The 13,758-nt window shown below is 42.2% G+C and carries 9 protein-coding genes; 2 read left to right on the plus strand and 7 right to left on the minus strand.

Annotated elements, in window-relative coordinates; translation table 11 throughout:
• Positions 1-110: 110 nt before the first annotated feature.
• The 3 genes from QFZ48_RS29370 to QFZ48_RS29380 form a co-directional block, all read right to left on the minus strand.
• A complete protein-coding gene (locus tag QFZ48_RS29370) occupies positions 111-4,253 on the minus strand; it encodes a hybrid sensor histidine kinase/response regulator transcription factor (protein WP_429065028.1) in 4,143 nt (1,380 codons plus the stop codon).
• 970 nt (positions 4,254-5,223) lie between these two features.
• The gene (locus QFZ48_RS29375; protein ID WP_429047283.1) at positions 5,224-5,469 is read right to left on the minus strand and encodes a DUF2185 domain-containing protein; all 246 of its coding nucleotides are present in this window, start codon (positions 5,467-5,469) and stop codon (positions 5,224-5,226) included.
• A 203-nt stretch (positions 5,470-5,672) separates the two neighbouring features.
• On the minus strand, positions 5,673-6,530 hold the full coding sequence (locus tag QFZ48_RS29380; RefSeq protein ID WP_429047282.1) for a helix-turn-helix domain-containing protein: 858 nt from the start codon (positions 6,528-6,530) through the stop codon (positions 5,673-5,675).
• A 512-nt stretch (positions 6,531-7,042) separates the two neighbouring features.
• On the opposite strand from QFZ48_RS29380, the gene QFZ48_RS29385 reads away from it, so the two are divergent.
• Positions 7,043-9,451 carry an FdhF/YdeP family oxidoreductase gene (locus tag QFZ48_RS29385; protein WP_429065029.1) on the plus strand — a complete coding sequence of 803 codons (2,409 nt, stop codon included), beginning with the start codon at positions 7,043-7,045 and terminating at the stop codon, positions 9,449-9,451.
• A 182-nt stretch (positions 9,452-9,633) separates the two neighbouring features.
• Positions 9,634-10,551: a bestrophin family protein gene (locus QFZ48_RS29390; protein WP_429047279.1), complete on the plus strand. Its 918-nt coding sequence runs from the start codon at positions 9,634-9,636 to the stop codon at positions 10,549-10,551.
• A 69-nt stretch (positions 10,552-10,620) separates the two neighbouring features.
• Here the strand turns inward: QFZ48_RS29390 and QFZ48_RS29395 are convergent, their stop codons facing one another.
• The 4 genes from QFZ48_RS29395 to QFZ48_RS29410 are packed head-to-tail and all read right to left on the minus strand — an operon-like array spanning position 10,621 to position 13,341.
• Positions 10,621-11,064 (minus strand): VOC family protein, encoded by a 444-nt coding sequence (locus QFZ48_RS29395; protein WP_429047277.1) that lies wholly within the window; start codon positions 11,062-11,064, stop codon positions 10,621-10,623.
• A gap of 3 nt (positions 11,065-11,067) precedes the next feature.
• Positions 11,068-11,409 carry a chaperone modulator CbpM gene (locus QFZ48_RS29400; protein WP_429047275.1) on the minus strand — a complete coding sequence of 114 codons (342 nt, stop codon included), beginning with the start codon at positions 11,407-11,409 and terminating at the stop codon, positions 11,068-11,070.
• Between the two features lie 13 nt (positions 11,410-11,422).
• Entirely contained in the window at positions 11,423-12,334 is a 912-nt protein-coding gene (locus QFZ48_RS29405; RefSeq protein ID WP_429047273.1) for a DnaJ C-terminal domain-containing protein, read from the minus strand.
• Positions 12,335-12,378: 44 nt separating this feature from the next.
• Positions 12,379-13,341 carry a Dyp-type peroxidase gene (locus QFZ48_RS29410; protein ID WP_429065031.1) on the minus strand — a complete coding sequence of 321 codons (963 nt, stop codon included), beginning with the start codon at positions 13,339-13,341 and terminating at the stop codon, positions 12,379-12,381.
• Positions 13,342-13,758 lie beyond the last annotated feature (417 nt).

A 13,758-nucleotide genomic window follows, 5' to 3' on the forward strand; every position in this document is an offset into this window, starting at 1 on the left:
GGGGGAGTATTCGCATAAAAAGGGGGGTGTAGTGTGAAATTTAGGGAGAATTTACCCCTCCCCGGGCGGATTTGCCGGGAAGGGGAAGCGGGGGTTAACATATCCGGGTGTCAGACTTTCTTTCGACCTGCCCTCTTTTTCCGTGTATCTGTCTGTTCAAGGTTGTATTTATCTTCGAATACCTTCCGGTAACGCCTTATATATTCGGAAGGATTCACGCCAAATACCTTGTTGAACTGTCCACGGAAAAATTTAACGTCATTAATGCCGACCTGGAAACCTATTTCATTGACATTCAGACTTGTATTTATCATCAGCTCAGCGGCTTTCCTGAGCCGTATAAAACGCACGAACCCTCTCAGCGACTCCCCGGAAACCTGCCGGATCTTTTTATAAACCGAAGAGTGGCTCATGCCAATTTCCCTGGCCAGTACCTTTATATTGAATTCATCATTATCGAGGTTAGCCTCCACTATTGCAATACATTTTTCGACAAACTCCTTATATTGACCTGACACTTTAAAATCATTCTTACGGAGAGTCACTTCGTTCAGAAAATAATTACGCAGGTTATCCCTCATCTGCAGTACCCCCTGCACAGCTGCCGCTAACAACTCCTTGTCAAATGGCTTGGTGATGTAATAGTCGCTGCCAACTTCCGCGCTTTCCAGCTTTCCCTCTTCAGTGGAGGAGCCCGTGAGCAGGATAACCGGGATATGATTCAGCAATGCATGCTGTTTGATTTCTTTGCAGAGCTCCAGCCCTGACATCGTCTCCATCCTGATATCGCTGACCACTACGTCCGGTAGTATGGCTATTGCCTTTTCCAGGCCTTCTTTCCCATTGCCGGCTTCCTCTATGTTAAATGCTGAGCGGAACATGCCTGAAATGTATTGGCGTATCTCGGCGTCATCATCTACTATCAACATGGTTTGTTTGGCCGTTATTATGGTACCGATCGCTTCCTCGTCAGACGGTCCGTCCAGTATTTCTTCGGGCTCTTCATCTGCCATTGTGGTCAAAAAACTGGTTCTGTCAACGGGAACACTATGGGGAGAATCTGAATGAACCTCGTTCTTACTACGGGGCAAAACAACTTTGAATACAGTGCCCTTGCCCTCTTCGCTTTCAAAATTGACATTGCCGCCGTGCAGCGCTATAAACTGTTTCACCAGGTACAGGCCAATACCGAATCCCGGTTGTTGTGTATGACCATTGCCCTCCGACCTGTAGAATTTCTCAAATACGTGATGGGCGCTGTCGGCACATATTCCATAACCAGTGTCCGCAATGGTTATTTCCACCTGGTCGCCGGCACAAACGAGTTTCATTTCAATGCTGCCACCGGCAGGAGTATATTTTAAGGCATTCGATAACAAATTGAATAACGCTATCTCCAGCTTCTCCCTGTCACCGGATATCCATAGCGCCTCGCTTTCGCAAACAAATGAATAGTGCTGACTGGCCGACTGGGCCTGCTGTTCAAAGTACTGGAATACCTCCTGGCATAATTCCGTGAAATTAAAATGGGCTGGCTTCAACCGGTCTATATCACTGTCTGCCTTCCTGAACAACAGCAATTGATCCAGCAACCGTAACAGCCGGCGGGCACTCCGGTATATGGTAGTCAGCTCGCGATGGTGCTTTCCGCCGGGCTCCTGCTCTGTCATCAGGTCCTTCACAGGATTAATAATGAGCGTGAGCGGTGTGCGGAACTCATGTGATACGTTGGTAAAAAAGGCGATCTTCTTTTCATTGAGTTCCCTTTCTTTCTCCGTATTCAAATTTGCCATGGCAACCTGGTACCTGAGCCTGCGTTGTTTTGTTTTATAGGTAATATAAATGGCCGTCACTGCCAGTACCATGAACAGGTATAGCAAATATGCCCACCAGGTGTCATACCAGGGAGGCAATACTATTATCTCCAGGCTTATTTCGTTACTGATCCATTGACCTTCTGCGCTGGTGCTTTTTACCCGGAATGTGTAATGACCCGCCGCAAGATGTGTATAGGTGGCAGTTCTTGTATTCCCGGCCTGGACCCAGTTTTTATCCCAGCCATCCATATAGTAGGCGTAGGAGATCTTATCGGAAGTAGAATAATCCAGCGCGGTGAAGTCGAAAGAAAAGACAGCATCCCTGTATGGCACCCGGACTTTCTGTATGTCATCACCCAGCCGTTTGGCAATGTAGCCTGGTCGCTGCCCTACAGGCATATTGTTAATATGGATATCGGTGAAAAGCATTCTGGGCTTTTCGCCCGATGCTATAATATTTGATGGCCGGAAGATGTTCAGCCCTTTAATTCCTCCAAACATCAATTCGCCCGAGTTAAGCCGTAGCGCTGCATTGTAATTAAACTGGTTACTGGAAAGGCCATCGCCCTGGTAGAAATTGGTAAAATTTTTCCGGGTGGCATTGAACCTGGAGAGGCCATAAAAAGTACTTAGCCACAGGTCTCCGGCTTCGTCTTCCAGGATATTGAGTACTGCATTGTTGCAAAGCCCTTCGGCTGTAGTATAGCGTTCCAGTATTTTACCGTGCGTACGATCAAATAAAATCAGGCCTCCTCCTTCGGTACCGATCCAGAAACGCCCTTTACTGTCTTCATGAATGGCTCTTACCGGGTTGCCCAGCGTATAGGAGGTATGCATTTTGTTTTGAGGGTCAATCTTTATCAGGCTGCGAAGATTCCCCGCCCACAGTTGCCCGGACCGGTCCTCGTTCATCGTAAACAGATCCCTGATCCTGTCGTCAAAGAGTCTGAAAGAATCCTGCTGCCTGTCATATTTATACAATGCGCCCTTATATAATGAACCTCTGCCAAAGGTTCCAGCCCATAGCGTATTCTTGTTGTCTTTATACAGGTAAACGGTTTTACTCTCTTTTTGGGTGTTATTATAAAACAGGCGGTAATGCCGGAAGCTATTTGTTTTTTTGTCAAACCGGTTGATGCCTCCCCAGAAAGTAGAAACCCAGATATGCTGCTCATTGTCGCATCGCACATTTGTTACAAAATTATCGCTGAGAGATGCAGGTACACCTGCCTGATGAACGAAGTTAGTGAACAATCCTGCTTTTCGCTGCCACCTGCTTAGCCCACCACCATCTGTACCTACCCAGATGGTTCCGTCGCCCTCTTCGCAGAAGGTGAAAATGAAATTGCTGACAAGACTGTTCCTGTTTAATGGGTCGTGGAGAAAAGACTGAAACCTGTCTTTTTTAGGATCTATGATGTTAACGCCCCCCCTTAGTGTTCCGATCCACTTTCTACCGTCCGCATCTTCATAAATTGCGCTTACTGAGCCACTTGCAAGCGTATAGTTGCTATTGCCCGAGGGGATGCTCTCCGCTACCGTTCCGTCTTTTGTATGAATGATATTTATGCCTCCTCCATTAGTGGCAATCCACAGCTTGCCGCATTTGTCGAGGAACAGGCCGGATACTTTGTTGTAAGAGAGTTTTCCGTTTTCTTCCGTATAGCTCTCCTGGTATTGGTTAGCGGGAATGGAGTATTTCTGCAGTCCATTTTGTGTACCTATCCAAAGCAGGTCCCTGTCGGCTTTTATACAGTCGCCCGTCGGATTAGTTCCGTTAATCAAACTAACCCGGGCAGCGCTTTTATCCATGCGACACAATCCTTTCCCCTGCACAAACAGCCATACATCGCCATTAGCGGCCACCTCAATGGCTCCTGCATCATATGAAACGAGGCGCACCCCATCAGCATCCAATGGTAACGGTATAGCAGTATAGGTTCCGGCGGGGCAAAACAGCAGGCCGAGTCCCTCTGTCCCAATCAACATATTTCCTTTCGCATCTTTTTTAATATCGCGCACAACTGCCGTGATCGGCTCATATCTTGTTGTACCGGTTACCTGGTAACGTACACTGCTGAATTTCCCGGTTACCTGATCGTATATGTTAAGTCCCTGACGCGTGCCTATCCACAGTTTATACTGCAAATCCTCGTTAATCGTGAATACCCAGTTATTTACCAGTGAACTGCTGTCGTTGAACCTGTTGCGGAATACCTTAAATACGTTACCATCGTACCTGTTCAGCCCATCATAGGTGCCAAACCACATAAATCCTTTGTGATCCTGGAACACACAGCGCACAGCGTTATTCGATAAACCCTGTTCTATGCCCAGGTATGATATAACATGGTAACGATTATCCCGGGCCTGGGAACCCGGTGTGTGGAATGTTGCCGCAATAAGCAGCAAACAGTGCATTACAAATTTTCTCATCCCGTGAAATTGAAAATAGTACACAAGAATTACTGACAATTCCTTCTATCTTCCTATTATGATCTGGTTGACTGGCTGAACTACGAATTTACCCCATGTCCTACATGATTAAGGTCTATTCTCATCATTCAGAGTGCATAATAGTAATTATTGTCAAAATGACAATTTTTTATTTTGAGGTGATATTGGGGCGATGACCGTCTGCCGGGAGGGGATGTTGGAACCGGGGCATTGTTTCTTTCTGTGCGCTAAGATATAGTCCAATTAATCATGTCGGTTATGTGCCAGGCGGTCCTCACCCGGCATTCAATAGTTAGCATAAAAACAATTCCACGTTAAAGCATAAACCTTATTTGGCGGCGGCAACTCTTCTATTAAGATCAGGCCAATATTTCACATACCCGACATCTGTGGAATCTCCTATCTGCAATTTTGGATCCTTTGAACCATTCTTATACGCCTCCCCATTGACATAAAAAAGATAAGAATAAGATCCATCATGACTAACAGGGCTATTACCCATATAATTTTTTGTCATCGATAATTATGGCCCTGGTCCTCTGTGCATCATGTTTCAATAAATAGCTGGTTAGTTGTCTTTTACCAACCTTACAGAAGATAAAACTAAACATGATTAAAAAGCAATAATTGTTGCTATACACTTTAACTTATTCATTGCATTTATCACTTTTATCCTCTAATTTGCCCTTGCTCCCTCATTCTCATGATAAAGAGCATTCAGCATATGGAAGGTCTATGTCTTTGTAATATACTTTCTAAATACAAGTCTAAAAAGAACCCATCCTGCCAAAATAAAAACAACAATTCGAACAGGTATCACGAGGGCACGTTGGGCTGGATCGGAGTATAAGATGCTCCAACCTATGAAGTTAACTGGTAGAGTGAGTAACACTCCCCACATAGCCCACTCACCATAAAATAAATTATAGTGTCAACAATAATTGCTCTGTCATACTTTGCAATAGTATTTGACTTTGTAAAAGGAAAAATGGTTAGCGTCATCGGTATACTCTTGGCTTTCATTACCCGACAAGAACCGCCAGCCGCTGTCCGCATTTTCGGTAGGTTCTTCTCTATACATGTAACCGAGGGAGCCGCCATCTACTGTAATCATATCAGAAGCTATACAACCCATATTTGAGTCAATAACCTTAATGATATCTTCGGCGGATATTTTGAACTTTTTCCCTTTCATAAATTCAACATCTATTTCGCTGATGGGTTATCAAATCAACCTGTCAACCTGAATGATGGGATGATAAACAGGCTTACTGAAAATCCCACAACTCCTTGCCGAATCCCTCATCCAAATAGGGGAAAACAGTTTCCTTGTAGTTGGCATTCCGCTGTACATTATTCAAAATGGTATTTACCAATATTATGATATCATATGTTTTACTATTGGACAGAAAATTTTATTCTATACTCCTTTGGTGTCATGCCAGTAGTCTCTTTAAAGAAGAATGAGAAGTAAGAGATATTGGTATAACCCAAACTGTAGCCAATTTCCTTTATTGACAGTTCGGAGCTATGAAGGAGTTTTTTGGCTTCCAGGACTACCCGTTCCCGAATCATCTCCAGGGGTGACTTCCCAAATTGCTTGCGACAAATAATTCCCAGGTAGTTAGGTGTTATGCTCAGTTGCTGAGCATAAAAAGCGACAACTTTTTGAGATTTATAATGCTTATCTATTAAGGCATGGAACTTATTTGAAAGGCTTGCGCCTTGTGATATTTCGGTATATCCGTGTACATGTTCTTTCCATAAGTGTACAATTAGAGCAATAAGCCTGGCCCTGGCATTAATTAACTCAGGGAAAACAATATTTGAGCCAATTTCTTTTTTGATCGCATTGAACTCAGAGCTAAATCTCTCATATCCTTCTTCATCAAGGCTTAGGGCAATATTTTTATTTAAAGATGAGAATGTGTGCCTTATTGGAATTGTAAATGTTTCCATTAAGGCGCTTTTTATTAAAAGTCTTCTACCGAAGGACTCAGGCGAAATTTTCCAATCAAACGTTTTATCAGGAAGATGGATGAAAATCTGCTTTGATCGGAGTTCAAACATGGTATTGCCTGTCCTGCATTCACCAGCGCCATTGTCAAGCAGAACAATCGTAAAAGATCTATCCGGAAAGTAATTTAGTTGTGCTGAACTTGAAAATTCCTGATATAGCACGTTGGACTCATTTTTAACTATTCCGGCCCGATTAGAATTCAACTCAATTGAATGGTTATTATTTTCTTCAGTCATCTGATTTTAATATAAATTCCGAAAATACCATGAAATTAATAATTTGCATAGTACCATAAATAAAATAATAATAAAAAACCGGTGCATTTCAAGACAAAAATATAAAAATAACAGTTGGGCTCAAAATTCGTCCAGGCATACAAAAAATATCAAAATAAAATGGAATTTGTGTCGAATATTGTGATATTAATGTCTATCATTATCACTTCCTGAGACTTCAATTTATATTCTATTTATATTCTATCCTACCCCGATTTTAGCATGAGGTATTTTTTTTAATTTTATGATGTTGATTCATTTTCAATAAAATCATAGCCTCAAATTATTTATATGAGGATCAGAATGCCTGAAATAATGCTCAGGGAATTGGCACGACTAATACGGTGGGTTTCAGTGGCTGGTCAGCTAAAGGAGTCTGCTCATTGAAAAGGATTGTGTTTGTATTGATACTGTTGAAGATCAAAGCGGTAATTCCCAATCCTCTGTTTAACTGTCTGTAAAAACTTGTATTTATGAAAGAAGACCATCATGCAGGAGATCAGCATCCTGGAGGAACAGAATGGGTTCTGAAGGCTATACCGGATGCTGAAAACCCATATCGGCTGCTGAATCTTAAACTAACTCCGGTGAAAAGCTGGGCTGCGGGCGTTCCTGCAGTGATGGCGGCGATGAAGGATCTCATGGAGGAGAAGGCTTTTTTAAGAGGAAACATTGCCTTGCTGAAAATGAATCAGTTTAAGGGCTTTGACTGCCCCAGTTGCGCATGGCCTGACCCTGATGATGAGCGGTCTCCGATAGCTGAGTATTGTGAGAACGGCGCAAAAGCCTTGGCAGAAGAAGCAACTACTAAAAAACTTACTACGGAATTCTTCAAGGATAATTCCGTGGTTGATCTGGCAAAATTAGATGATTACAGGATTGGCAAATTGGGACGGTTAACGGAACCGATGTACCTGCCCAAGGGAGGAACGCATTATCAACCGATATGCTGGGATGACGCATTCAAAAAGATTGCTGAGCATCTTAATGCGTTGGAAGCTCCTGATGAAGCGGCATTTTATACCTCAGGGAGAACAAGTAATGAAGCTTCCTTTGTATACCAACTTTTCGCAAAAGAGTTTGGAACCAACAATATGCCTGACTGTTCCAATATGTGCCATGAAACATCTGGTTCGGCGCTACGTCCCACCATTGGTATTGGCAAGGGAACGGTGAAGTTGGAGGATTTTTATGATACTGATGTAATAATTGTTATAGGACAAAATCCCGGAACCAATGCGCCAAGAATGATGAGTGCTCTGGCAAAGGGAAAGAAGAACGGGGCCAGGATTATAGCGGTCAATCCTTTACCTGAAGCTGGATTAATGGGCTTTCGTAATCCACAGGAAGTATCAGGTGTTTTGGGGAATGGAGAAAAACTGGCAGACCTGTATCTACCGGTGAGAATAAATGGTGATATGGCATTCTTAAAGGCTATAGAGCTGTTATTGCTGGAATTTGAAAAGCAATCTCCGGGAGAAGTATTGGATCACCGGTTTATCAGGGAAAAGACTGTAAACTATGATTTATTCATTGAGCAGTTTGCGAATTATAACCTCGATGACCTTGCTGCTGAGGCCGGACTCGAACCTGCTGCGATATATGAGGCTGCACAAATGCTCGCCTTTAAAAAGCGCATAATTGTTTGCTGGGGCATGGGACTTACCCAGCAGCCTAACGGAGTGGACATGATCAGGGAGATGCTGAATATTTTACTGCTAAAAGGAAGTATAGGTATACAAGGCGGAGGTGTTTGTCCTGTGCGGGGGCATAGCAATGTACAAGGAAACAGAACAATGTTAATTGATGAAAAGCCAACTGACGAGCAGCTGGACCGACTTGAAAACTTCTTTGGGTTTAAAGTGCCGCGTAGTCACGGATATGATGTAGTGCGGGTCATTAAAGCCATGCACGATGAAAAGGTAAAAGTTCTGTTTTGTATGGGCGGAAACTTTCTATCTGCAACGCCGGACACGACTTATACTGCAAATGCGTTGAGAAAACTTAATTTGTTGGTATGTGTTTCCACAAAATTAAACCGTGGCCATTTGATTCATGGGAAGGAAGCTATCATTTTACCGACATATGGGCGCAGTGATAAAGACATTGTTAATGGTGAGCTTCAATTTGTTTCTACCGAGAATTCAATGGGAGTAGTACAGCATTCTAAAGGTGTATTGGATCCTGTATCCCGGAACCTCATCAATGAAACCCAGATTGTGTGCCGAATGGCAATGGCTACATTAGGAAGCAGGGCAGTGGTAAATTGGCAGCGGTATCACGATAGTTATGACGCGGTTAGAGACGATATTGAGCAATGCATTCCTGGATTTAAAGATTATAACGTGCGGGTGCGGGAAAAAGGAGGGTTCTATCTGCCCAATGCCGCTCGCGATGAGCAGCGTTTTGCAAAGCAATACGGATATCGGGCACCCTTTACACTAACTGTAGTTCCGGAAAACCGGCTTGCCGATGACGAATATATGATGGCAACAACCCGCACCCATGATCAGTTTAATACAACTATTTACGGTTTGGATGACAGGTATCGGGGTATACATAATGAACGGCGTGTGGTATTTATGAATCAAAAGGATATTGATAAAGCAGGATTCAAGGCAGGAGACAAGGTAGATTTATTTAACTATGATGACGACATTGAACGTATCGCTCCTTTATTTATTATAGTATCGTATCCTATACCGGAAAAAAATACTGTTACATATTTTCCTGAAACCAATGTGTTGGTATCGGTAAACAATGTGGTAAAAGAGAGTAATATGCCAGCGTCAAAATATGTAAAAATAAAAATTAGAGGACATGATCCGGAAGTATATAAAAAAATAGATGAAATGCTTCATAAAGGGCAGCTTCAACGCTAACCTGTATTAAGTGGTGATAATGCTGATATTTAAGCGGTATTGTATCTGAATTTATTTATATAACTTGTGTGATAGGAGATTTTAGATTTCGGTATCCAGTTTTTTGCTTTGCCTCTAAGTATTTTACTTACGCTACATTTGTAATACAAGCCTTTCCCAGAATTAATCAGCACAATAGAATTATGATTATCAGAAAGAAGGAACACTGGTTCAGGATGCTTTTTGTGTGGCATGGATCTGTGCTTCCCAAAGTACTGCCACGGCTGGTAGCGCTATTTATACTTTCATTTGTGATAGTATATCTTCATGGTCACATCCTGTCCTATAAAGTTCCGTTAAACCCGGCGCCGCTTACTTTGTTTGGCTTTGTGCTGGCCTTATTCCTGGGATTTCGCAATAGCGCAAGCTACGAACGTTTCTGGGAGGGCCGGAAGCTATGGGGAAGCATGCTCAACGTGACACGTTCTTTAACACGACAGGCTTTAACACTTGTTAATCCTCAATTGAAGGATGAGGAAGTTCTTGAATTCGTACAAATGCTTAGTGCTTGTACTTATGCTCTTAAACATCAGTTAAGAGGAACAGATCCACGACAGGACCTTGAATGTCGCTTGAAGGAACGATTATTTAAAATAGTGGAACCGGAGCATTACAAACCTACCGTTATAATGAGGTTTTTAGGTGAATGGGTACAGAAAGTAAAGCTTGACAATAAAATAGATTCTATTCAGCAGGCCCGTTTCGACGAAAATCTTGATAAAATAGCTGAGATAATTGGCGGTTGCGAGAGAATTGTTTCTACTCCCATCCCATACAGTTATCGGGTATTACTACATCGGACCGTTTATATCTACTGTTTTTTGTTACCATTCGGACTGGTGGACAGTCTCAGCTGGTTAACGCCTTTTATAGTCGCGTTTATTGCATACACATTTGTTGCCTTTGAAGCCATAGCAGATGAGATAGAAGAGCCTTTTGGGGTGGATACTAACGATCTTGCGCTTACCAGTATGTGCGAAATGATTGAGGTTACATTATTGGAACTGATAGGCAAAGATGTGGATACAAACCGACAGGGCAATGACGGTTTCGTTGATTGAACTTTTGGTAAAATTGCACAGAGGGAATGACAGGTAGCTGACCGGATAGCGTAATTTTTTGAAATAGGGTTATTTCAGGGAACTGTTATTTTTTGCATCAAAGCTTACCGTCCAGTTGATCCCAAACTGGTCTGTCACCATTCCAAATAAATCACCCCAAAAAGCAATCGCCAGGGGGACCGCAATTTGACCGTATTGAGCGAGCCCTGAAAATATTTTTTGTGCTTCGGCTTTGTTCTCCGCCGAAACAGACACACAGAAGTTATTACCTTGTATGAGGGAGGCGGCACCTTGTTCGTCTGCATCGCAGCCCATCAATACGGACATCCCTATTGGCAGGGAAATATGCATAATAAGAGCTTTATTTGCCTGGGTAACCTGGTATCCCTGATTGGCAGGCAATTCACTGTACCGGACAATATGGCCAAAGTCTCCACCAAATATTAACTTGTAATAGTTGAATGCTTCTTCACAAGTGCCGTTGAAAGTAATGTAAGTATTTGTTGTTGCCATGTTTTATTTTTTATGATTGGTTTTTTTTTGCACAGAATGTCTTTCTGCCTTCATTTGTGACTGTGCGCTTATAGCATTTTCGATGTTCTTTATTTTTTGCTGAAGATGCTCTATGCGGTTAATCAGATGATGTATGGCATCTAATCCTGCGATATTAATATCCAGTTCGTAATGCAATCGCCTGAATTTTTCGAAGCGGGGCAGCTGCTCAAATGCCAGGTATGATTCTTTCCCCGAACGGATAAGCTCAATCAATCCATACTCATCCAGCTGCTGGACAAATGATGTTTCTACTTCATAATAGATACAACATTGTTCTACTGAAATTTTTTTTGATGACTTCATACGTATTTTCCATTTACCGCTCTTTGGAGAGCTGTTGAAATAATTCTTTTTCCTTTGCTGTTAAGTTTGTCGGCAACTTTACCTCGTATGTTACATAGAGATCTCCATAAGTATCTTCCTTTTTATAAACAGGAAAACCCTTTCCTTTTAACCTTATTTTTGCTCCGTTTTGCGTTTCTGGCAAAACCTTAAGTTTTACAGCCCCTGACAGGGTGCTAATGGTTTCTTCGCCACCCAGCATGGCTTTATAAAGGTTAAGAGGGACAGTTGTGAACAGATCATTCTGTTTTCGGATAAAGTTTGTATCGTTTGTTATATTAAAAGTGATATAGAGATCACCGTTCGGTCCTCCGTTGACGCCGGGTGAACCATAGCCGGAGATTTTTATTTCCTGGCCGTTTTCAACGCCTGCAGGAACCGTGATGCGGATGTTTTTCCCGTTTACAGTGAATGATTGCTTATGGTTATGATAAACTTCAGATAATTTGAGTTGTAATGAGGCTCTTATGTCCTGACCTCTGAATTTGGATTGCCTGCCACCTGCTGCATTGTAATGGCCAAACATCGATTCAAAGAAGTCCGAAAAGTGGCCTTCATCAGCTTCGTTGCGGGAATAGTAGTCGCCACCGCCAAATGGATTCGCGTTGGCATAACTAGATTTATTTTGTTGTTGCCTGCGTGTTTCTTCAAACTGGTCAGCGTGTTTCCAGTCTTTGCCATATTGATCATATTTTTTTCTTTTTTCGGGATCACTCAATACTTCATTGGCTTCATTGATCTGCTGAAATAATTTCACCGCGTCGGGGTTTCCTGGGTTTAGGTCCGGATGGTGTGCGCGAGCCAGTTTCCGATAGGCCTTTTTTATTTCCTCCGTGGTAGCATTTTTGTTAACGCCTAGAATTTTATAATAATCTATATAATCCATTTCATTTTTTGATTAATAATGGTAATCCGTCTGTAAAGCCGCAGCTACTTTGCTTTGTATGCGTTAAGTAAATCGACTGAAGGTGCAAAGAAAAGAGTTCCGGTTTGAGCGATGCTGAAATCAAGGATACGATCATAGTTGCCGGGGGGATTTCCGATGTACATACATTTCAGCATTTCATTAGTGGTGCTGAACGTATTGGCATATGAGATAAAATAGGTGCCGAATTCATTTTTTGCTGCATTTCTAAAAGGCATATTATCCCGTACGATCTTCAAATCATTACCTTGTGCGTCAGTGATGCCAGCCAAGGCACTGTGGGAGTTGCCCGGTTTTATGTTTTCCGGCATTTCAATATCGCTGATCTTATAGCGTCCAAAAACTTTTTCCTGTTGCTCATCCGACAGACTGTTCCATGCCTCCATATTGTGCACGTATTTTTGTACAAACAGATAGCTGCCACCTTCATATTGGAGATCCTCTTTACCCACCATACCAAAACGTGCCCTTTGTTTTCCAATAGGATTTTCCGTACCATCTACAAAACCCAATATTGACCGGCCATCCCAATATCTGAAGCCGTGCACTTCCTCCACGCGGTCTGCGACAGTGTTTAACACCGCAGCAATGGCTACCGACATATCGATACATGCGGAAATATTAGCCGCCCGAAAATGGAAATGGATATCTCCCGGGGTGGATACTGCGGTGTATTTCTCACCAACTATAGGCCGGAAATTTGTTAACTCCTTTGGTACCGGCGTAGGTAAGTTCAGCTTTATCCATGCCTCATAGCCAATTCCCATGACACAGCTGACCCTATCCTCCGGCATTCGGACAGCAAAGGAATGGTTTAGGTTGGCAACCACTGCACAAACCTGTTCGAACGCAGGTTGAATATCAGCGTCTTTTTTAAATACCCAAACACAAAAGATGGTATTTGTATTTGGATAATCCGTTACATTCTGGGATTCAAAATGCTTTTCATAATTATCAGAAGAATTCATATTGTATCTATGTCTTTTGTCTTTGTTAAGGCCTATTGATTGTGGAAAAATGTATTTTTTAGGTTCAACCCCATTCTGACAAAAGTAAATCTTAGTTAGGTCAGAAATGATTAGCGTAGAATTGTTTTCGATATTGTTTTCACAATATTGGATACTAATAGTGTTGTGCATATTATCCTATACATGACGATAAATATTAGTTTTACGATAGAAATTATCCTTGAGTAGTTAGCTCCCTTGAGATGATAAATAAACTTGAGATGGTAAATAAAGTAAATAGTATGACATTCATTGTTGTTACCCGGATTAAATAGTTGATGAGTAATTACCTCATTACTTCCGTGATCAATGAGTGGTCAAATTGATGCAGGCATATTTTAAATTGGTTACCTCAGGTAATGTATCCTTAAGCTTTAT

The sequence above is a fragment of the Chitinophaga sp. W2I13 genome, from assembly GCF_050434005.1.
In the GTDB taxonomy this organism is placed as follows: Bacteria; Bacteroidota; Bacteroidia; order Chitinophagales; family Chitinophagaceae; genus Chitinophaga.